Consider the following 20,593-nt stretch of genomic DNA (forward strand, 5'->3'; position numbering starts at 1 on the left):
GCGGAAGAGGTATTTATTGGTAGAAGCGAGGGCGCGCACGGAAAGCAGGTTAGGATATACAGACAACCACCGACACCATAAGCGGGTACATAGCGGGTAGGGTGCCGGAGTCAGAAAAACAGGTTACTTTTGCACCCGAATTGCGGGGGCGGTATTGTCGTGTTGACAAAGATACAACAAGCCGGCCCTTGCGGTTTCCCACCCAAATTTTCCCCACCCACCCATTTTCAAACATTCCACCCGCATGGTTGAAATTCAAACCCTGGCTTCTACGTCCATCTTTGGTCAGATTGCCGAGCACGAGCACGAACAAGTGGTGTTCTGCCACGACAAGGACACCGGTCTGCGCGCCATTATTGGCATTCACAACACCGTGCTGGGCCCGGCCCTGGGCGGCACCCGCATGTGGCACTACGCCTCCGATGCCGAAGCTCTGAACGACGTGCTGCGCCTTTCGCGCGGCATGACCTACAAAGCAGCCATTTCCGGCCTGAACCTGGGTGGCGGCAAAGCCGTGATTATCGGCGACGCCAAAACGCTGAAAAACGAAGCCCTGCTGCGCAAATTCGGCCGCTTCGTGCAAAACCTCAACGGCAAGTACATCACCGCCGAAGATGTAAACATGACCACCAAGGACATGGAGTACATCCGGATGGAAACCAAACACGTGGCCGGCCTGCCCGAAAGCATGGGCGGTAGTGGCGACCCGTCGCCGGTAACGGCGTATGGCACCTACATGGGCATGAAGGCCGCTGCGAAAAAGGCTTTCGGCTCTGACTCTTTGGCCGGCAAGCGCATTGCGGTGCAGGGCGTGGGCCACGTGGGTACCTACCTGCTGGAGCATCTCTCCAAGGAAGGCGCCAAGCTCATCCTGACCGACTATTACGAAGACCGCGCTATTGAAGCCGCTGCCAAATTCAAGGCGGTAGCCGTGGGCCTGGAGGAAATCTACGATCAGAACGTGGACATCTACTCGCCGTGCGCGCTGGGGGCTACCATCAACGATGATACCCTGGACCGTCTGAAGTGCAAAGTCATTGCCGGCTGCGCCAACAACCAGCTGCAGGACGAGAATGTGCACGGCCCGGCGCTGGTAGAGCGCGGCATCATCTACGCCCCCGACTTCCTGATCAACGCCGGTGGCCTGATCAATGTGTACTCCGAGGTGATTGGCGGCAGCCGTCAGTCGGCCCTCACGCAGACCGAGAAAATTTACGATTACACCACGCAGGTGCTTGAAAAAGCCGAGCAGGAACATTCGCACCCCCAAGCTGCCGCTATCCGGCAGGCGGAGGAGCGCATTGCTGCCATCGGTAAGGTTAAATCCACTTACTAATTGAGTTGCCGGTTGCCGGTTGTCAGTTGCCAGGTTGTTGAACGACTATCTGAAAACTGGCAACCGGCAACTGACAACTGACAACTCACATCATGCTCAACCGTCGCACGCTCCGCATTAAAGTCATGCAGGCCCTGTATGCCTATCAGCAGGCCATTGGGTCCGATGCCTCCCTGGCCCTTGACCGCATTGCGGATGCCTTTGCGCCTGACCTGAACTCGCCGGAGCCCCAGGACCGCAAGGTGCTGAAAGGCCAGCAGAAGATGGCGGAGGTTATCTTCAAGGAATGGCTGAAAACCGGCGAAGAGCCGGAGCCCCTGGACGACAAAGAGGTAAACGACGCCGTGCAGGATGCCATTAAGTACTATAAGAAGGCCAAGGCCAAGGATGGTACTTTCTTTGGCGGCCAGATGGTGCACGCGGCTGAGAGCATTCATGACCAGTACATTCACCTGCTGAACCTGCCTACGGCGCTGCTGCAGGTGTTTGAGGAGGAGAAAAACCGCGAGTCGCGGCGCTACACCGCGCCCAAGGAGCAGCGCCTGGACACCACGCGCCTGGAGGAAAACCAGGTGCTGCAGAAGCTGGCCGAGAATAAGCAGTTGCAGGACCTTACCATTCGGCGCACCCTGCACTGGGGTGGCGAGGATGAGATGGAAGCCCTGCGTATGGCCTGGCGCAACGAAATCCGCAACGATGCCGAACTGCAGAGCTACCTGGCCGCCCCGGCCGGCTCCTACGCCGAGGATCAGGAAATTGTGAAGCACCTCTACAAGGAATACGTGTTTAAAGGCGAGGCCCTGCCGGCCTGGCTGGAAGAAGACGACCTGAACTGGGAGGAAAACCGCTCCGTGGTGAAAAACCTGGTGATGAAGACGCTGAAAATGCTCGACGAGCAGGCGGACGAAAACCTGGAGCTTATGTCGCTGTCGGCTAACTGGCAGGAGGATAAGGAGTTTGCTGAGGCGCTCTACAAGCAGACCATGGAGGCCGATGAGCAGTACGAAAAGCTCATTGCCGACTCCGTGCAGAACTGGGACGTGGAGCGCGTAGCCCTCACCGACAAGATTATTCTGAAAATGGCCTTGTGTGAGATGCACTCTTTCCGGGCTATTCCGGTGAAAGTGACCATTAACGAGTACATTGAAATCAGCAAAAACTACAGTACGCCCAAGAGCAAGCAGTTTGTGAACGGTATTCTGGATAAATTGGCGCAGGACCTGACGGCCAGCGGCGCTATCCGCAAGTCGGGGCGCGGGTTGCTGGATAACCAGTAGCCGGCGGCAACCTCCGGCGGGCCGCAACCGTTGAGTCTAACACCTATTCATCTGTTTCTCCCTCTTCCCACCACGCCACGTTTTCCGCATTATGGGTAGCAAAACCACTACCGGCATCTTGTGCTTTGCAGGCGGCGCCCTCACCGGGGCCGTGCTCGGCATTTTATACGCCCCCGAAAAAGGCCGCGAAACCCGCAGCTGGCTCAGCTATAAGCTCGAAAAATACCGCGAGACTCTGGCTGATCTCACCGAAAGCCTCGTCACCAGCCGCAGCGAGAATGCGCCCTCCACGGCCAAATCAGAAGGGCAGCGCGTGATTCGCGACGCCAAGGATAAAGCCGAGCAGCTGCTGGGTGATGTTGACCAGCTCATCAACCAGATTAACTCGCGCCGCTCCACGCTGTAATTTTAACGGAATGTGAAAAATGTGAAGAACGTGCTGCTATGTAGGTGTAAAGCCGACAGTAGCCACGATTCACATTTTTCACATTTTATCTTTTCGCATATTCATTCGTCATGCATACCATCACCCTCATTCCCGGCGACGGCATCGGCCCGGAAATCACCAAAGCGGTTATTGACATTTTTGCCGCCGCGCAGGTGCCCGTGCAATGGGAAGAGCAGAACGCCGGTCAGACCACGTTCGACCAGTCGGGCGAGCTGATTCCGCAGGCGCTGCTGGACTCTTTGGAGCGCAACCGCGTAGCGCTGAAAGGCCCCATCACCACGCCCGTAGGCAAAGGCTTCCGCAGCATCAACATCACGCTGCGCCAGAAGTACGACCTGTACCAGAACGTGCGCCCGGCCCAGACCACGGAAGGCATCACCTCCCGCTACTCCGGCGTAGACCTGGTGCTGTTCCGCGAGAATACCGAGGGCCTGTATTCTGGTCTGGAAGTGTACGACGAGCGACTGGGTATTTCCGACTCGTTTAACCGCATTACGGTAAACGGCTCGCGCAAAATCTGCCGCGCCGCTTTTGCCTATGCCGCCAAGCATGGCCGCAAAAAGGTAACGCTGGCCCACAAAGCCAACATCCTGAAAATGGCCGGCACGCTTATGCTGAATGCCTGCAAGGAAGCCGCCACTGAGTTTCCGCAGATTGTTTTCGAAGACAAGATCATCGACAACATGTGCATGCAGCTGGTGAACAAGCCCGAGCAGTTTGACGTGGTGGTGACCACCAACCTGTTCGGCGACATCCTTTCTGACCTCTGCGCCGGCCTGGTAGGCGGCCTGGGCGTGGTAGCCGGCGCCAACATCGGCGACGACATGGCCATTTTTGAAGCCGTACACGGCTCGGCGCCGGATATTGCCGGCCAGGGCAAAGCCAACCCCACCGCCCTGCTACGCTCCGCGCTGATGATGCTCCACCACCTGGGCGAGCACCAGCACGCCGACCGGATTCAGAAGGCCCTGGAAGCTACCCTGAAAACCAAGGAAAAGTGCACCGGCGACCTGGGCGGCCAGGCATCTACCACCGAGTTTGCGCAGGCCATTATCGAGAACCTGGCGTAGCCGGTTACGGCTTGATTCTCAAAGCCCTTTCGCGGTTTCTGTCATTGCTGATGGGAATTGGCGGGAGGGCTTTCGGGTTTATACCCGGCATAGCTTACTTTAGTACTTTCAAACGTTGTTTTAACTGAAAACTGCCTGCGGGCAGCCAATGTTCTCTTTCTATGAAACGCACATTCCTTTCCGCCTTCCTGCTTTCCGGCGTATTACTGATGGGCTCCTGCAACCAGGATAAACCCGCCGAAGTAGGTGTTGAGGGCATGAATGCCGCCGCTAACGAAGCCGCCGCCAACCCCACCGTAGATAACCCCAACGTAGCCAGCGACACGGAAGCGCCTAACCCCAACGCGCCGGTGATGACCTTCGCTGAAAACGAGTTTGACTTTGGTGACATCAAGCCCGGTGCCATTGTAAAGCACACTTTCACCTTCACCAACACGGGCAAAAGCCCGCTGTTGATTGAAAATGCCATTGCTTCCTGCGGGTGCACCACGCCCAACTGGACCAAAGACCCCATTGCCCCCGGCGCAAAAGGCACTATTGATGTGCAGTTCAACAGCCAGGGCAAGTCGGGTATCCAGAACAAGGAAATATCCATTCAGGGCAATACCCAGCCCAGCATCACCAAAATTTCCATCCGCACCAATATTCTCCCGGATGGTGCCAACGGCCCGGTTCGGAAATAATCTGTAACTCGAAACCAGAAGGCGAGAGGGTGCGGTATGCTACCATAGTAGCCGGCGGCGCCCTCTTTCTTTGATTTTCTCATTCTGTTCGCCCATCCATGTTTCTTACTTTATTGCTGCAGGCTCCGGCCGGCGAAGGTTTTACGTCGCTGTTATTTCCCATTGCCATTGGTCTGGTAGTGTACTTCTTTATGATTCGGCCGCAGCAGCGCCGTGCCAAGGATGCCAAGCAATTCCGGGAAGCCGTAGCTAAAGGCATGCAGGTAGTAACCATTGGCGGCCTGCACGGCAAAATAGTAGAGGTAACACCCGAAACCGTGGTGCTGGAAGTAGACCGCGGCACTAAGCTGCGCTTCGACCGCACGGCCATTGCCCGCCAGGCCGGCGGCGCGGCCCAGCCGGAGGCAGTGGTAGTTCCCGAATCCTGATTAACCTGTTTGTAGGGTGTCGCTCCTGAATGTTCGCCATATAGCCCGCTGGTTCTTGAGCCCCTTTCTGGGGCAGGAGCGGAGCTATTGGCGGGCCGTAACGGCGTGCTTTCTGGCCGCCTCTACATTCTGGATGCTGAATGCCCTGAACAAGGTGTATACCACGCGCATTGCCTACCCGGTGGTGTGGCGCTACGATGCCCGTAAGTATGTTCCGGTGCAGCCGCTGCCTACGGAGGTGGCCGTCAACGTAACGGCCCGGGGCTGGAAGCTACTGCGTAAAAACCTGATGCTGGACGTGCGCCCGGCCGAAATTGTGCTGGGCCGCCTGCCGGGCACCAAGTTTCTGCCGGGCACCGCCCTGCGCCCCACACTGATGGGCGCCATGGAGGGTATGCAGCTCAACTACGTACTCACGGATACCATCTTTGTGGAGTTCGACCGGCTGGTGAGCCGCCGCCTGCCCCTGATGCTGAGCCCGGCCGCCGATGGTACAGCACTGCCCTTTCTGGCGCAGTTCTCGCCGGAGAGTATCTCCTTCCGGGGGCCGTCGCAGGTGGTGTCACGCCTGAGCAGCCCCTACCTGGTGCATTTGCCGCAGGCGCCCGCCGGCAGCAGCAGCGGCTCTATTCGGGTGCCTATTGGCGGGCCCAAACTGGTGACTACGGATGTGCAGGATGTGTATATCCGGCTGCAGCCCCGGCCTCTGGTCAGCCGGGTAGTATCCGTAATGCCGGAGCTGCACAATTTCCCCATTGGGCAGGCCTACACCATCCGTCCGGTGCGGATGCTGGTGGAGGTGCAAAGCTTTGGAGCAGATACCGCCGGCCTCGACCTCTCGCAGGTGCGGGTACTGCTGGATTATGGGCAGCTGCACGCCGCCGATTCTACCCTGCAGCCCCTGCTCACGCCCACCAAGCCGCCCATTCGGGGGGCACGTCTCCTGACGCCGGTGGTGCATGTGTCACTCACCTCGCCTAAGAAATAAGCATGCGGCGCATTGGGATAACCGGCGGCATTGGCTCCGGCAAAAGCGTGGTTTGCCGTCTGTTTCAGGTGCTGGGCGTGCCCGTGTATGATTCTGATGCCCGCGCCAAGTGGGTAATGGCCCACGACCCGGCGCTGCGCGCAGAATTGATAGGGGCTTTCGGGGCGGCAACCTTCACCACCGAGGGCCAGCTGGACCGTACCTACCTCGCCCGGCGCGCGTTCCAGGACCCCGCGCAGCTGGCCGCTCTCAATGCGCTGGTGCACCCCCACATAGGGCGTGACTTTGAACAATGGGCCGCCCGGCAGCAGGAGCAGCAGCATGCGTATGTGCTGAAGGAAGCCGCCTTGTTGTATGAATCCGGTGCCTACCGCCAGCTGGACCAGATTATCACTGTCTTTGCGCCTTCCGAGGTACGCCATGCCCGCGTCCTGCGCCGTGACCCGCACCGCACCGCCGACGACGTGCTCAGCATCATGGGCAAGCAGCTCAGTGAAGAAGAAAAGCTGCAGCGCGCCGATTTCGTTGTTTACAACGACGATGCCCACCTAGTGATACCGCAGGTGCTGGCCCTGCACGAGCAATTTCTGCGCGCTACCGGCTAAGCAGCCTGGGTGTTCAATACTACCTGGGTGTTCAATACTAAATGCTACCGGATAATGGGGCAGCGCTCAAAGGGGCGCGTGGGGTCAAACAGCTTGCGGTAGGTAATGTGGGTTTTGAAGATGCGCGCCCCAATGGACCGGGTAACGGCCAGCATACGGGGGTTGAAGTCGCCAATCCAGTTCATTTCAATATCCGTGTAGCCGGCCTGCATAAACTGCTGCTGCGCGTGCACCATCAGCGCCGACTCTACCCCTTTGCCCTGCCAGGCTGGCACCACGCCAAAAATCACCCCAAACATTTTCTTGGGCTGCCGGCGCTGGTAGCGCCACCGCTCATAGACAAAGCGCAGCTTACCCAGGAGGTTGAGCCGGGGACCTACGTGCTTGAAAATCTGGTTTAGCTCCGGCAGGCTCACAAAAAAGGCCACTGGCTCCTCGTTCTGATAAGCAAACCACAGCAGGCGCTCATCCAGCACGGGCTGCAGCTGCTTGATGAGGTTACGGGCTTTCTCCAGGGGCATGGCATTGATGCCGGAATGGTTAGCCCAGGCCAGGTTATACACGTGGTGAAAGTCACGGGCCAGGCGCTCTGCGTCCCGGCCATTGGCGTGCGCAAAGCGGAACTCGGGGTGCTCCGTGGCATAGCGCTCGGCAGCTTTAGGGAAGCTGGGGTGCAGCGGCGCGGCTACCTCCCGGTAACAGGTATACTGCTTGAAATACACCTGAAATCCGTAATTCTCAAATAGCTGCTGATAGTAGGGCGGGTGGTAAAACATGCCGTAGTTCGGCTCCGTGAAACCATCCGTAAGCAGCCCCCAGAACCGGTCCCGCTCCCCAAAATTGATGGGGCCATCCATGGCCTGCATGCCTCGCTCCGCCAGCCAGCGCTGGCAGGTTTCAAAAAGCAGGTTAGCGGCTGTCTGATCCTCCATGCACTCAAAAAAGCCCATGCCCCCGGTGGGCAGCGTGGGGTCGGTGTGGGCATTGTGGTGGTTGATGAAGGCTGCCACCCGCCCGATGGGCTCGTTCTGCGCATTGGTCAGCACCCAGCGGATAGCCTCGCCGTGGGCAAAATTAGGGTTGCGGGCCGGGTCAAACGTGGCTTCAATGTCGTTATCCAACGGGCGAATCCACTGGGGGTGCTGCTGGTAGAGGCGTTCCGGCATATCCCGAAACAGGCGCTGCTCATCGGCAGTACGAACTTCAATCAACGACATCATTGAATGGGGCAAAGGGTACAGCGGTGCAAGTTACGGCACGGGCGGAAAATGGGCCGGCAAGTCGGAGGCTCCCACTGCTAGCGCTGAAAAATGGACAAAATCTTAACGCCCTCGGCCCGGATGTGGTATACTTCCCGGCCTACACTGTCGAGGTAAGACTGCGGATGCCAGCGGTAGCTGGTGATGAAATATCGGGCCCGGGCATTGGGCTGGTATTGAATCCGGGCACGCTCCGCCTGCGGCAGCAGCAGCGAGTTATTATACAGCGGCTCCTGCATGCTCACCATCTGAATAGTGATTTGCGGGGAGGCATCATGCGTGAGCAGCCACTCCAGGCCTTGCCGGAAAGCCAGGCCCCAATAGTCGCGCTCAAACCACTGCTCAGCCAGCGGGGCGGGCAAAAAGCTGAAGTATACGTTTTGAAACGGATGCATACGCACCATGCGAACAGCGGTAAGCGGCAGTTCCAAAAGGGCGGCCGCCAGCAAAGCGCCCGCCACCCAGCGCATGGGCCGGCGGGCACTCACCACCCGCACCAGAAAGCGTAGGCCCTGCACGGTAAATAAAAGCAGGGCCGGGTAAATGAAGTACACGTGCCGCCAGCCATCATAAACCACTGCCCGCGTGCCCATGACTACCAGCACCGGGCCCAGCAGCCACAGGGAAAACCAGGCATCGGCCTGCGCCGCAATGCTCCGAAGACAGGCTCCCTGGGAGCGAAATAATCGGGTAAGCTGCCGGCTCAGCCCCAGCAGGGCCAGCAGGGAATAGGCTACCGGGGTGGTAATGAGAATCCAGACCGGCAGGTAATGCCAGGGCAGTTGGTTTGAGGGTATCAGCTTGCCAAAATAAAGGCAGGTTTCTGCCCAGGAGTAGCTTTTCAGGCGGTAAAATGCTGCCCAAAGCTCAGTGAGCGGGGTGGCCCACAGATAAGGCCAGCCCAGGAAAGCCACCGCCAGCGTGGCCGCCAGATAGACCATAATGAGAAATGCCCGGCGAGACGAAGAATATACACCGGCGGGCAGGCGCAGCAGAACTACTAGTGTAGGCAGGACTACCAACAGGCCCTGCACCCGAATATCAGTAGCCAAAGCCGTTAGAATGCCCAGTACCAGCACGCGGCCTGGGCTGGGCCGCTCCCGCATCCAGAGCAGTCCGGCCACCGCCAGCGTGAACAGGGCCATAAAGACGACATCCTTGCCGTTATAAAAGGCCTCAGCAAAAAACCGGGGCGAGAGTACCAGCAGCAAGCTGGTCACCAGGCCCCAGCGCCAGTCCCGGAAGCGCCAGCGCCCGATACAATACAGGCCCCAGACCCCCAGCACAAACATGCAGAACACCAGCAAATGACGCAGAAAGTACAGGGGCCGGGCGTCTCCATCCGTAAGCGCATAGCCCAGTACCGAAACCACCATTTCAAACACCGGCCCATGGTCGCTGTCATGATACTGCCGGATATCCGGAATGGGGGAGTGGCCCGCCGTTACGCGTTGGGCCAGTTCCGGCGTCAGCTGTCGGGCCGCATAATTCAGGCTCACCAGCCCGTTCAGGTGGTTGTTCACCTCATCCCAGGACACGCCATAGTCGCGGTGGACCAGCCCGCCCAGCAACAGCAGCACGGCAAAGAATACGCGGGGCAAACGCCGCGCCCAGGGGCCTTCCATAGCAGGTTAGTAGCGCTGAAAGATGGAAAGAACCCGCATACCGCCGGCCCAGATGGTATAAATTTCCTTGCCCGTGTCTGCCGGATAAGGCTGGGGATGCTCGCGGTAGTTCGTCAGGAAATAGCGGGAATTTGGGTCTCCTATACTCAGGCGCTGGCGCTCGGCGGGGCGCAACACCAGATGAACAAACCCAATGGGATTGGCGGTGTTGGCAAGCACCGTAACGCGCGGGGATGTATCGTGCGCCAGCAGCCATTCAACGCCCTGGCGGTTAGACAGAGCCCAGTAGTCTCGCTCAAACAAGCGTTCCGCCATTGGCCCGGGCAAAAAGCTGAAGTAGACGTTCTGGTAAGGATGGTCCTGCACCATGCGCACCACGGTATACCCCATTTCTGCGGCGCCCAGCCCCGCAAGTCCAAACGCCAGCGGGCGCCACGCCCGATGCCGCTGTGCTGCCTGTGCGCCCGCCTGCATGCCCCCAACGGCCAGTAGCAGCAGCGCCGGATACAGAAAATAAAGGTGCCGCCACCCATCATACAAAACGGAGTGCAGCACCACCACAATCACCATTGGGCCTACGGACCAGGCCAGAAACAGGGCATCGTAGCGGTAAGCGGGGGAGGTAAGCAGGCGGCGCAGGCTAAAGCCGGCCACCAAGGCGCCCACGCTGCCAATAAAAGCCACGGTATAGGCTACGGGGGTGGTTACTGCTATCCAGACGGGGGCATAGTGCCAAGGGAGCTGCGTGGAGAGCAGCATATCGCCCAGGTAGAATGCCGGGCCCACCCAACGGAAGTGGCTCATTGACTGAAAAGCCAGTACCAGATGGTGCGGCGGGCTGGCCCAGAGGTAGGGCCAGCCAATAATGGTGAACACGGCGCCCGCCAGCAGGTATATGCCCCCCACCCGAGCCAGCACGCCCTTGCCGGGAGTGGGCCGGGCAAAGGCTTCCAGCACCAGCATGCCCAATGTGCAGGCCACCACTAACACCCCCATTACCCGTACATCAATGGCGGCGGCGGTAGCCAGGCCATGCACCACGGCCCGGCTCATGGTGGGGCGCTCCAGCAGGCGCAGCAGCGTGTACATAGCCAGCGTAAACAGAGCCGTAAATACCAGGTCTTTGGAGTTATAGAAGCTTTCGGCAAAAAAGCGGGGGGAAAGCAGCAGGCAGAGGCTGCCCAGTAGCGCCCAGCGCCAGTCCTTAAACCGAATCAGCCCTATCCGGTATAGCGCCCAGATGCCCAGCGTACAGGTAAGGTAGTTGAGCAGGTGCGACATGAAGTAGAATTCCCGCGTATCGCCGGGCGTAAAGATGCGGCCCAGTACTGCGGCGGGCAGCAAAAAGAGTACCCCATGGTCGTGCTCGGGAAAGCCGCCGAAATCCGGAATGGCTGCGTACGATGCTTCCCGGCGGGCCAGCTCAGGGAAGAAAAGCTCGCCAATATATTTTGCGTTTACCTTCCCGTTCAGGTGGTCCGTCGGTTCATCCCAGCTCAGGCCGTAGTCGCGGTACAGCAGCACGCCCAGCAGCAGCACCAGCGCGAAAAACAGGCGGGGCACCAGGCGCCCCCAGGAAACAGGGCCTTGAAATCGAGTAGCTAATCCGGGCATGCTAATGAAATACTACGCTGATAGTTTCCGGCGAAGATACAGTCTGGAACTACACGCTGTCCGGTGGACTACCGCGGCCAGCTGATTTCGGCTAATATCCCCTCCGCCTGAACCATGAGGCCTGCATTGGCTGGGGCGGAGCCGCACCGCGCCTCCCGATCAAGCCTTAAAAACAGGCGCATTTCAGCGCTTCCCGGCCAAAACCGGAACTCCGAATTACATCACCAAGACGATAGGGAAAGTTAGGTAGGCATCACGGCGGGCCCCGCCGCCAGAATTGCGTTAAAACGCGCCGTAAACCAAAAGCAAAAAAGCCACTCGGCATTGCTGCGAAGTGGCTTTTTGTACTTGTGGGAGATACTGGGTTCGAACCAGTGACCCTCTGCTTGTAAGGCATCGGGTAATGCGCTATTGGGCTTTTCTGTGCTTTATCAAAAGTGCCTTTAAAGTGCTTTAAAGAGGTTTTTATCTATTGTTGCTTACTGGTGCTATCGGTTGTTTTACTATATTTGTTTAAACCAGCGTTTAAACCACCGCCGGTTTAAACACATGGCAAAGACAACCGAACACAAGGAAGGGCGGGCTACGGTGAAGGTAGTTTACTACACTCATAAAACCCTGGCGGATGGCTCGCACCCTTTCATGGTGCGCATTACCAAAGACCGTAAGCTGAAGTATCTGGCTACTGGTTTAAGCTTGCATCCGAAGTATTGGAACGAGGCGAAGCGAGAGGTGCGGAAAAGCTTTCCGGAGCCTGGCCGGGAAGAGCTGCTGACCAAGTTGCAGGAGTGGCAAACCAAATACGAGAATGCGGCAAAGAGTCTGGCGGCCGATGATGAGCAGCACGATGCGCCCGCTGTGGCGGCAAAAGCCATAGAAGGGCGCAAGGCTACGCGCCGCATTAAGCTGCTGGCTTACTGTACGGAGCTAAGCGATGCAATGAAGGCCGGCGGGCAGGTAGGTAATGCGACTATCTATCGGGATTTAAGAAACCAGCTCGCTAAGTTCTTGGGAGAAGCCTACCCTGAAGCTGGAGGAGACATTGCCTTCGATAAAGTGTCAGTTTCCTTCTGCAACAAATGGGAGGCATCATTGCGGGCTACGGGAGTCGAAGAAATTACCCTTTCGCAACGGTTTCGGACGTTACGGGCCGTTTTAAACAAAGCTATTGCGGCTGGGGTAGCGAAAGGGGAATATTACCCTTTCGCTCGCACAGTAGCGGAGAAGCACAAGTTCCAGGTAGGTAAATTCGATGTGAGTACTGCGAAGCGGGCAGTTTCCCGCGATGAGCTGCGCTGTTTGGAAGCCCTCGTGCCGGCCAATGAGCGGCAACAGTTGGCGAAAGATGTCTTTCTGTTTTCCTTCTATGGCGGCGGTATCAACTTTGTCGACTTAGCCCAGCTACGGTGGCGGGACTTAACGGGAGCCTCCGCAGATACCGGTTACCCGGAACGGTTGAACTACATCCGGCAAAAGACAGGGGGGAAGTTCTCCTTGCGTCTGCTAGCCCCTGCCGCTGCTATTGTCGGGGCCTACCGACCGTTCACGTATGCTACGCCAACTAGCTACGTGTTTCCAGTACTGGATCCTGCCAAGCATGTAAGCCCGACTCAAATCAAGAACCGCCTGCATAAAGTATTGGGCCAGGTGAATAAGGACTTAAAGGAGTTAGGTGAGCTGGCAGGTATAGCGACGCCTCTAACGACCTATGTAGCGCGTCATTCATTCGCCACCAGTCTTAAACAGGGAGGCGTTGCGACGGGGGTGATTAGTGAGGCCATGGGCCATAAGTCAGAAGCCGTAACAGCTATATACCTAGGCTCCTTTGCCTCTGAAATAATTGATGCTGCATATGAACATCTTTTGTAAAAGATAATAAAAGCCGTTTAAAACCGCTGATAATTTTATTGCTTATTTAAGCAAATTCAAAAATGGTAGAATACTGGAATAGAAGGAATAAACTAGAAGCAATGGCCTTCGATCTGGGGAGAACAATAGCTGCTGCTCGTATGCTTGATATAGATATTTTAGACCTTAAAGATGAGAATGAGCGCGCATTTATTATGCAAGAATTAGAAAAAAGAATAAATATAATAAGATTATTTGATCCAGAGGATGTTACCAAAATGGATGAAGATATGTTTTTGGAATTATTAGGCGTAGAAGATATGCTATATTCTAATCATATACCTTATCATTTCTACTATCACGAATGGTTGCCTGAAATGATAGAAAAGTATTCTGCTATTGAAGTCAGTGAGGTTATATACAACGAGATAGAGCGATTTAGAATTTTCTTAAAAGAATTTTATCAAGTTGATTTTGATAAAAATGATTTGGGTTACCTGTTGTCAATATTTGAAATACGGCTTCGTGTTCTTGATGCTGAATCAATAGATTCACCCTTGTTTAACACAGTTAATTATGATGGTATCTTAAAAGCAGATAGAGTAGTAGTTCTGCAAACTGCTATAAGTTTCCTGGACAAATATAAAATCGAATATTTTGAACAGCCTGTAATTAAGCAAGTTAAAATTACACACCCAAATGGAAAGGCATGGACTCATAAACAAATATCACTGCTTCACCATTATCAAGGTAAACATGAAATAATTTCTATTAAAAGTGCGGAAAAAGTTGCTGAGCCTTATGGGTTAAAATCAGGTGAAAGGCTATATAAATTTTATTTAAAATTTAATAAAGAAATTAATATTATTAATGTAGATGGAGGGCAAATTAAACCGATGTTAAAAGACATACATGCAATTTTGCCATCCTTATCAGATAAGCAGAAGAAGCAAGCAGAAGAGGATGCTGATAAGCTGCGAAAAACACAGAGACTAGTCCGAGACTAGTCTCACCGATAACGGACGATAACCTTTGCTAGCGTCAACAACAAACGACGATAGCCATGAACAACCCTTTTGAACTTATCAATGCCCGGTTAAATAACCTGGAGGCCTTGACGCTGGAAGCCCTGCAACATCTGCGCAGTGCTCCTCCTGCCGCTGCGGCAGTGGGAGGCATTGAATTAGCCCAAGAAGTAACTCGGCTGAGCAAGCCTCGCATTTATGCACTCGTATCTGCACGAGCTATTCCGCACAGCAAAAGAGGCAACAAACTTTACTTCAACCGTACCGAGTTGGTCGCATGGTTAGAAGAAGGCAGGCGTGCCATCACTAGGTAGCTGTCCTGCTACATGGCCCCTACACCTTGCCATATCCATAATCATCCGTCAAGCCAGTCGCTAAGCTTGCTTTGATGGCGCTGGTAATCCTTTTCTTAGGTGGCGCCATCGGATATGCCACATTGATACTTGAGCGCCCTACTGTAAACATACAGTAGGGGCCCTCCAGAGCCGTCGTTCGCTCTACAACTCTTCCCTTTCTTCCTGGCTCTCATCTCCTCCCCCTATCGGGAGCGCGTCTCCGTGTGCCCATACGGTTCCGGGATATGCGCGCTTCGAGTAGACTGAGAGGAGGCTTCTCTCCTTCTTCCTTATGATTGATGAAGTCCACCTACACTTTAGCTTTCCTTCAAATTCTACAAGCGTTGAGCATTGGGTGCATACATGTCCAGCTCTTCAGGGTACCCTCACCAGGCAAACTAGGGTGGAGCAGGTTCAATACAGGTACCGGGGTCTGCAGATAGACTTGTGGTTTGCGCAAGGAAGGGGAAGAGTAAAAGGCTCCCTGCATAGCTTTGCCCAAGGGCATAATCGTGGGCTTTTTACGTTCTCAGCGGTGAAGGCTGCCTGTGAGCAGCTAGCCAATGATCTGGCTCTCCCTGCGGAAACGTTAAAGGTCTACAAGTTGGAAATAGGGGTCAACTTAAAGCTTGACACCTCGCCGGCCAGCTTTTTGGAAAGCCTCATCTCGCACAAACGGAAGCCTTTCTGGCCTAAGGAGCCCCATGATAAAGAACCCCGCCCGTTGCTCTTCTATGCTAAATATGGAGACTATAAGATCAAAATGTATGATAAGGCAACCTATCATCGGATTCAAGGCGAGGCTATTCCAAAGAACAGTGAGTTACTCCGCTTCGAAGTACGATATCATCGCATCAGAGCTCTGCTGAGGCCTTTAAGGATAGCACTGCTAACACTAAAAGATCTTGCTGAGCCGAAACTCTTACTACGTTTCTCCGAAATCCTAGCCGTCCATTGGAAGCATTGTAAACGCCGAGAGCCCAAAAACTTCACGGGCTTAACCCCCCGGAAATGCGAGTTGCTCAGCGCTGGAGATGATCAGGACTTGACTGCCCACTTGAGGCAGCTCAAATCTGTGTCTTGGAATACGAAGCGTCAATGCGAGTTGAATAAGCTTCAAATAGGGTCGAAAAGACGTAGGCCACCTCATCCGTTTGATCAGATATTCCAGCAGACGTTATTGTGTATGCAGGGAAAAGCTGCGGAGAAGAATGGCTAGTTCAAAAAAGGGTATGTTTTCCACTCATGTAATGAGGTGGAAACAGGGCTATCCTTCTCTGTTATAAACAGTGTTCTATAACACACACCCTTCTTACCAGGCGAAGCCTTGATGTAAGAACATTGAGGTTATGGAGCACCTCGGAACGGCAGCGGGCAGTATCAGCCTACCTCCGAGAGATAAAATGGGTCCTGGTAAGAAGCCCGTTAGTGTGCTATTTTAACAATAGGGTGTGCTTGCCTTATGCCTGTTAATGGAGGGATATAGAACGCAGTGTAGGTGGCTAGGTGAACTTGGCCGCCTACACTGAACGCATTAATATACTCGACATAGCTACCGCCCAATAGCCAATAGCTGCTCCCGTAGCGTGTTGCTGTTCTCTGTCGCCTCCAGATAAGTAGTTCCTTCTTCTGAACTAGTATGGTAAGCTATTTTATCCAGGTCGCTACGCTTCAGCTTCTGGCACTCCGCAAGGGTTAGGTAATGCGCTGAGAAGCGTTGGTATATGTCGGATTTTAGTCCGTACTCCCTGGTCTTACCCTCGGTTATCTTGTTTTGCCCATGCATGCCTCTGTCCGTGAGTAAAATAGCCTCTCCATTTTTCAGATACAGATACACACTCTTTTCCCATTTATCATTAAAGAAATTCATTTTGCTATCCTCGGTATCCTGCCAGAAAATGATGAGGGTTTTGTCTCCATCCCTGGCTACGGTTACTGAAGTTGTGAAACCGAAATTTTCGGTATGAATGGTCGTCTTCAACCCAGCCGTCATTCTCCGGCCTCCCATAAACACGGAGCCCGTCGGGCGGTAGGGCTCGGGCTCTGCAACCTCCTCTGTTGTCTCCACTATGTCATCGGCTGCAGCTTCCATCGAGTCGGCTCGGGCATCGGCTCGGGCATTCACGGCTGCTTCCAGGCTATCGGCCATGGCTATCTGAGAGGTATACTGCCACGTGCCATCTGCATGGAGCGTCACTTTCCGGCCGGCCTCGGTAGTAGCCGTTTCCTGGCCGAAAGCCGTCATAGCTACCAGTAGGGTAATAAGGGTAATAAAGTACTGTTTCATTTGTGTAATTCGGCCAGCGCTGGTGTTCCTGCTGGCCTGGCAATAGGTAGTTGTAAATGTGATAGGTAAAGACTGTGGGTTAGTTTCGCTATTCTACTTCCTCCAGCTCCTCGGCAATGCTGCCGAACTCGGCCAGAGCGGCGCGCAGGTTCTCAGCTATTTCTTGGGCGAGTACGTCGGGGGCGGGGAGGGAGGCGCTGTCTTCCAGCGTGTCGTCTTTCAGCCAGAAGATATCCAGGTTCACCTTGTCGCGGGCGAGCAGCTCTTCCAGACCGAAGGGGCGGAATTGTTCCGTTTCCTGGCGCTTGGCTCGCTCGCCGGGCTGGCCGTAGCACCGCACAAAGTCCTGTAGGTGTGCGTCGCTCAGGGGGCGGGTTTTTGGGGTAAAGTGCTGGTTGGTGCGTAGGTCATAGACCCACAGCTTGCTCGTGCGAGCGGTTTCGCCGCTGGTTTTCTTGTCGAAGAACAGCACATTGGCTTTCACCCCCTGAGCATAGAAGATGCCCGTGGGCAAGCGCAACAGCGTGTGCACGTCGCAGTCCTGCAGGAGCTTGCGGCGGATGGTTTCCCCTGGTCCTCCCTCAAACAGCACGTTATCCGGCAGCACCACGGCCGCCGTGCCGTTCACCTTCAGAATAGTGTAGATGTGCTGCAGGAAGTTAAGCTGCTTGTTGCTGGTGGTGGCCACAAAGTCGGGCCGCTCGTAGCTGAGCGAGTCCTTGCCGGCCTGGCCTTCCTCGTTCAGCACCGTAATGCTGCTTTTCTTGCCGAAGGGCGGGTTGGCCAGAATCATATCATAGCGCGTGCCCGGGTCGCCGATAAGCGAATCCTGATTCTTTACTGGGCTTTCCAGCCCCCCAATTCCGTGCAGGTACAGATTCATGGCGGCCAGCCGCACCACGGAGTCCACAATGTCGAAGCCATGGAAGGTGCCGTCGCGCAGGAAGCGCAGCTCGTCTTCGTCCATCTCCTGGCTGTAGCGCTCTACCAGGTAGTCGCGGGCCACCAGCAGGAAGCCGGCCGTGCCGCAGGCGGGGTCGCAGATGGTCTGGCCGGGGCGGGGCGCTACGGCGTCTACAATAGCCTGAATGAGTGGGCGAGGGGTGAAGTACTGGCCGGCGCCGCCTTTCACGTCTTCGGCGTTCTTCTGCAGCAGTCCTTCGTAAATCTCCCCCTTCACGTCGAAGCCCATGCCCGACCAGTTTTCCCGGTCTATCAGCACCAGCAGGTGCTTCAGCCGGGCCGGGTTCTGAATCTTGTTCTGAGCCTTCTTGAAAATAACGCCCAGCATGCCCGGCTCTTTGGCCAGGTCCGTCAGAATGTGGCGGTATTGGATTTCCAGCGCGTCGCCTTCCAGCTCGCGCAGGCTGGCCCAGCTCAGGGCTTCCGGCACGGTAGGCGCGTTGGGGTTGCCCAGTTGCTCATCGGCCATCTTCAGAAACAGCAGGTAGGTTATCTGCTCCACGTAGTCGCCGTAGCCCACGCCGTCATCGCGCAGTACGGTGGCATAATTCCAGACGCGCTGGACGAGTTGAGAAGCTTGTATGTTCATAAAGGAATGTCTTGGGAGTAGGAGCCCGATATAGGGGCGCAAACTTGCGTCCCTACTATTGCGGTTGTTGAGACCGGTAGGAGCAGTATCGTTAAGTGTGGAGATGCAAGTATGTGTCTCTACACTGTTGGGGAGCAATAGTCATCCCAGTTTTTGCCGTCCAGCTTTCGGGCAAGGTCTTCGGCTGAATCAGCCATTACACATGCTACGGGCAGGTATGTTTTGCGCGGGAACATACCGCCCGGCGTCGGCTTCAAGAACTCTGTCGGAAACAACTCACTCAGCACAAATACCCGCTGAACATTTTTCTCCTCCGGGAACATCACATCCAGACGCTGACGGGCCTGGTCAACCAACTGGTCGTCGGTGAGACCTTGTTGCCGTTCGTTGTTTCTATAAACCGTGGCTACGCCAGAAACAAGATCAATATCTACAATACCCCGAAGCTGCCCAATCTGTCGAACTGCCATCTTATTGTAAAGGCCCATGTATTGGTTGTTTCGGAAAGAGCCATTTCTCCCTTCTGCAGGGCACGCGTAGGCATTGGCACCGGCCTGGGCCTCATAAAAATCACCACAATTAACGATAGTAAGTTGGTCGAATGTGAAAGGCATATTGTAAGCGAGAAAGGAGAAAATTTCGGTTAAAAAGACAGGCCAATCTGAGTGCCTGCGGCTTTGGGTTTGCGCCCGCGCTTCCCGCCACCAGATGCCGGGCCTTCCCCTTTCTTCGGGGAAGTAACTTGGGCTGTGAGCCGCGCTAGCAGCGCGCTGGCTGGCTCATCGGTGGCATCCTGGGGCACCAGCCGTCCGGTAAAGGCCCGGTGTAGCAAGCTCTGCCGCAGCCGCTCCGCCCGCTTTAATTCGTCGGCCAGCGTGTGCTCCAGCGCGTCAATGGTGGATAGGCGCCGCTCGGCTTCCGCCACGATTTCGGCTTGCTCGGCCAGCGGTGGTACTGGTAGGGGTAATTGGCGACACATGGCTAGCGTCAAGTTTACTTGACTTGTGGTCGTATTAGCTTGTTTCAGCAACCACTTCATAATTGTCTCTGTCAGTAGAGACGTCAAGAGGAATCTATTAGAATAAGAAGGCAAAGGATTAAAGGCTGCAATTGCCTGATTGATATTCCATTCAGGATGGTCATCAGGAACAATAGCAACCTTCCCAAGAGGCGGACCGACAATGTTAATTAGTACATCTCCTGGGTATGCTTTTGAACGGTTCAATAGACTGTTATGAGTTTTGAAACGGACATAAGTAGGGTTAATTGTAAAGTCGAGCTTCCCTGTTTTTGTGAGATTATACACCTTTATGAACGGGACTTCGCCTTGGTCTGCAAACAGTTCGTTTTTATCAGGAGTACTTCCCTTGGTAATGAATGTACATATCTGTTCCGCTGTAGCCCAAACCCAACCCTCCGGCAACTCCGGTAGCTCCGAGGTATCAACTGCTGCAGGCTCCTCATACTTGCTTTTCCAGGCACCATCCAGCGGAAGCTGCCCGCCTCGCTTGGCCTGTTGGGCCGCTTCCCACTGCGCCTGCCGCTCTGCCCGGATGCGGGCCAGCAGCGCCGCCCCGCTTTCCTCGGGGCCGGGTGGGCCGTGCGCCAGGCGCTGGTCAGTGCCCCCGTCACGGCCGCGTGTAGCACCGACTGCCGGTAGCGTTTCAGCAGCTTTTGGCTCTGTCGCACCGCCGCCACGCCCGCATCGAGCCGGCTAAATAGCTCCTCCAGCTTCGCCACAATGCGCTTCTGCTCAGGGAGGGGTGGAACCGGAAATGCAGTATCCTCGAAGTTGCCCTTCGTGATATGCTGCATTCCACTACCCTGCGTCTTACTTTTTAACTCGCCAATAAAATTGAGTGTTCCATAGTATAGAAACAGCTTATCAATCTTAGGGACTACTTTGAAAATATGCTGATTTAGTACCGCTTCTTCTTCATTATAAATAAAAGCTCCAAGGGTTGCTGACCATGAGATAAGTAGCTCTCCAGGACGTACAATGTATTTCTCCTCGATTTCACGAGGATAGCGGTTTATGGTAGTCGTTGATTTAGTAAGGTTCTGTATTCTAAGAATAGGACGACCAGTTTCTTCCCATTCAGTTGGCTTAAATGCCCGTCCATTGATGTAAGTACCGACGTCCTTAAAAGTGGCTAAAACCCAGCCCTTCGGCAATTCCTGTTCTTCCTGCATTCTATTTATTCAAAAGCCAA

The 20,593-nt window shown here is 55.2% G+C and carries 20 protein-coding genes; 12 read left to right on the forward strand and 8 right to left on the reverse strand.

The annotated features are described in order from the left end of the window. Positions 1-244 precede the first annotated feature (244 nt). The 8 genes from PK28_RS02225 (at position 245) to coaE (ending at position 6,835) form a co-directional block, all read left to right on the forward strand. A complete protein-coding gene (locus PK28_RS02225) occupies positions 245-1,336 on the forward strand; it encodes a Glu/Leu/Phe/Val dehydrogenase dimerization domain-containing protein (protein WP_044510959.1) in 1,092 nt (363 codons plus the stop codon). 92 nt (positions 1,337-1,428) lie between these two features. Then, positions 1,429-2,613: a transcription antitermination factor NusB gene (gene nusB / locus PK28_RS02230; protein ID WP_044510961.1), complete on the forward strand. Its 1,185-nt coding sequence runs from the start codon at positions 1,429-1,431 to the stop codon at positions 2,611-2,613. A gap of 91 nt (positions 2,614-2,704) precedes the next feature. Beyond that, positions 2,705-3,019: a YtxH domain-containing protein gene (locus tag PK28_RS02235; protein WP_044510963.1), complete on the forward strand. Its 315-nt coding sequence runs from the start codon at positions 2,705-2,707 to the stop codon at positions 3,017-3,019. Between the two features lie 110 nt (positions 3,020-3,129). Continuing rightward, a complete protein-coding gene (locus PK28_RS02240; protein ID WP_044510966.1) occupies positions 3,130-4,131 on the forward strand; it encodes an isocitrate/isopropylmalate dehydrogenase family protein in 1,002 nt (333 codons plus the stop codon). Positions 4,132-4,292: 161 nt separating this feature from the next. Beyond that, positions 4,293-4,814, forward strand: a complete 522-nt coding sequence (locus tag PK28_RS02245) for a DUF1573 domain-containing protein (RefSeq protein ID WP_048825454.1) — start codon at positions 4,293-4,295, stop codon at positions 4,812-4,814. Between the two features lie 98 nt (positions 4,815-4,912). Next, complete coding sequence (gene yajC / locus PK28_RS02250) at positions 4,913-5,242, forward strand: preprotein translocase subunit YajC (protein ID WP_044510970.1); 330 nt, start codon at positions 4,913-4,915, stop codon at positions 5,240-5,242. Positions 5,243-5,297: 55 nt separating this feature from the next. Beyond that, the gene (locus PK28_RS02255) at positions 5,298-6,230 is read left to right on the forward strand and encodes a YbbR-like domain-containing protein (RefSeq protein ID WP_048825457.1); all 933 of its coding nucleotides are present in this window, start codon (positions 5,298-5,300) and stop codon (positions 6,228-6,230) included. Positions 6,231-6,232: 2 nt separating this feature from the next. Beyond that, positions 6,233-6,835, forward strand: a complete 603-nt coding sequence (gene coaE / locus PK28_RS02260) for a dephospho-CoA kinase (protein ID WP_044510973.1) — start codon at positions 6,233-6,235, stop codon at positions 6,833-6,835. A gap of 44 nt (positions 6,836-6,879) precedes the next feature. Here coaE and PK28_RS02265 read toward each other — a convergent pair whose 3' ends face one another. The 3 genes from PK28_RS02265 to PK28_RS02275 all read right to left on the reverse strand — a co-directional run bounded on the left by PK28_RS02265 (position 6,880) and on the right by PK28_RS02275 (position 11,333). After that, positions 6,880-8,067 carry a hypothetical protein gene (locus PK28_RS02265; protein ID WP_316931958.1) on the reverse strand — a complete coding sequence of 396 codons (1,188 nt, stop codon included), beginning with the start codon at positions 8,065-8,067 and terminating at the stop codon, positions 6,880-6,882. Between the two features lie 65 nt (positions 8,068-8,132). After that, positions 8,133-9,719: a glycosyltransferase family 39 protein gene (locus tag PK28_RS02270; protein ID WP_044510978.1), complete on the reverse strand. Its 1,587-nt coding sequence runs from the start codon at positions 9,717-9,719 to the stop codon at positions 8,133-8,135. Positions 9,720-9,725: 6 nt separating this feature from the next. Continuing rightward, positions 9,726-11,333 carry a glycosyltransferase family 39 protein gene (locus tag PK28_RS02275; protein ID WP_082016912.1) on the reverse strand — a complete coding sequence of 536 codons (1,608 nt, stop codon included), beginning with the start codon at positions 11,331-11,333 and terminating at the stop codon, positions 9,726-9,728. Positions 11,334-11,882: 549 nt separating this feature from the next. Between PK28_RS02275 and PK28_RS02280 the strand changes: the two genes are divergently transcribed. The 4 genes from PK28_RS02280 to PK28_RS02290 all read left to right on the forward strand — a co-directional run bounded on the left by PK28_RS02280 (position 11,883) and on the right by PK28_RS02290 (position 15,760). Next, on the forward strand, positions 11,883-13,202 hold the full coding sequence (locus PK28_RS02280) for a site-specific integrase (protein WP_044510984.1): 1,320 nt from the start codon (positions 11,883-11,885) through the stop codon (positions 13,200-13,202). Between the two features lie 101 nt (positions 13,203-13,303). Next, positions 13,304-14,188, forward strand: a complete 885-nt coding sequence (locus PK28_RS02285) for a hypothetical protein (RefSeq protein WP_156126201.1) — start codon at positions 13,304-13,306, stop codon at positions 14,186-14,188. Positions 14,189-14,244: 56 nt separating this feature from the next. Continuing rightward, positions 14,245-14,520 (forward strand): helix-turn-helix domain-containing protein, encoded by a 276-nt coding sequence (locus PK28_RS19820; RefSeq protein WP_071885035.1) that lies wholly within the window; start codon positions 14,245-14,247, stop codon positions 14,518-14,520. Positions 14,521-14,833: 313 nt separating this feature from the next. Beyond that, on the forward strand, positions 14,834-15,760 hold the full coding sequence (locus tag PK28_RS02290) for a hypothetical protein (RefSeq protein ID WP_156126202.1): 927 nt from the start codon (positions 14,834-14,836) through the stop codon (positions 15,758-15,760). 333 nt (positions 15,761-16,093) lie between these two features. Here PK28_RS02290 and PK28_RS02295 read toward each other — a convergent pair whose 3' ends face one another. The 5 genes from PK28_RS02295 to PK28_RS20680 all read right to left on the reverse strand — a co-directional run bounded on the left by PK28_RS02295 (position 16,094) and on the right by PK28_RS20680 (position 20,573). Beyond that, positions 16,094-16,828 (reverse strand): hypothetical protein, encoded by a 735-nt coding sequence (locus tag PK28_RS02295; protein WP_044510993.1) that lies wholly within the window; start codon positions 16,826-16,828, stop codon positions 16,094-16,096. Positions 16,829-16,916: 88 nt separating this feature from the next. Next, positions 16,917-18,380 carry a class I SAM-dependent DNA methyltransferase gene (locus PK28_RS02300; RefSeq protein ID WP_044510995.1) on the reverse strand — a complete coding sequence of 488 codons (1,464 nt, stop codon included), beginning with the start codon at positions 18,378-18,380 and terminating at the stop codon, positions 16,917-16,919. A gap of 119 nt (positions 18,381-18,499) precedes the next feature. Next, a complete protein-coding gene (locus PK28_RS02305) occupies positions 18,500-18,994 on the reverse strand; it encodes a hypothetical protein (RefSeq protein ID WP_044510997.1) in 495 nt (164 codons plus the stop codon). Positions 18,995-19,023: 29 nt separating this feature from the next. Beyond that, the gene (locus tag PK28_RS19825; protein WP_071885036.1) at positions 19,024-19,803 is read right to left on the reverse strand and encodes a restriction endonuclease subunit S; all 780 of its coding nucleotides are present in this window, start codon (positions 19,801-19,803) and stop codon (positions 19,024-19,026) included. After that, on the reverse strand, positions 19,689-20,573 hold the full coding sequence (locus PK28_RS20680; RefSeq protein ID WP_048825461.1) for a restriction endonuclease subunit S: 885 nt from the start codon (positions 20,571-20,573) through the stop codon (positions 19,689-19,691). Before PK28_RS20680 ends, PK28_RS19825 begins: the two co-directional genes overlap by 115 nt. Positions 20,574-20,593: the final 20 nt, after the last annotated feature.

This window comes from Hymenobacter sp. DG25B, assembly GCF_000801315.1.
In the GTDB taxonomy this organism is placed as follows: Bacteria; Bacteroidota; Bacteroidia; order Cytophagales; family Hymenobacteraceae; genus Hymenobacter.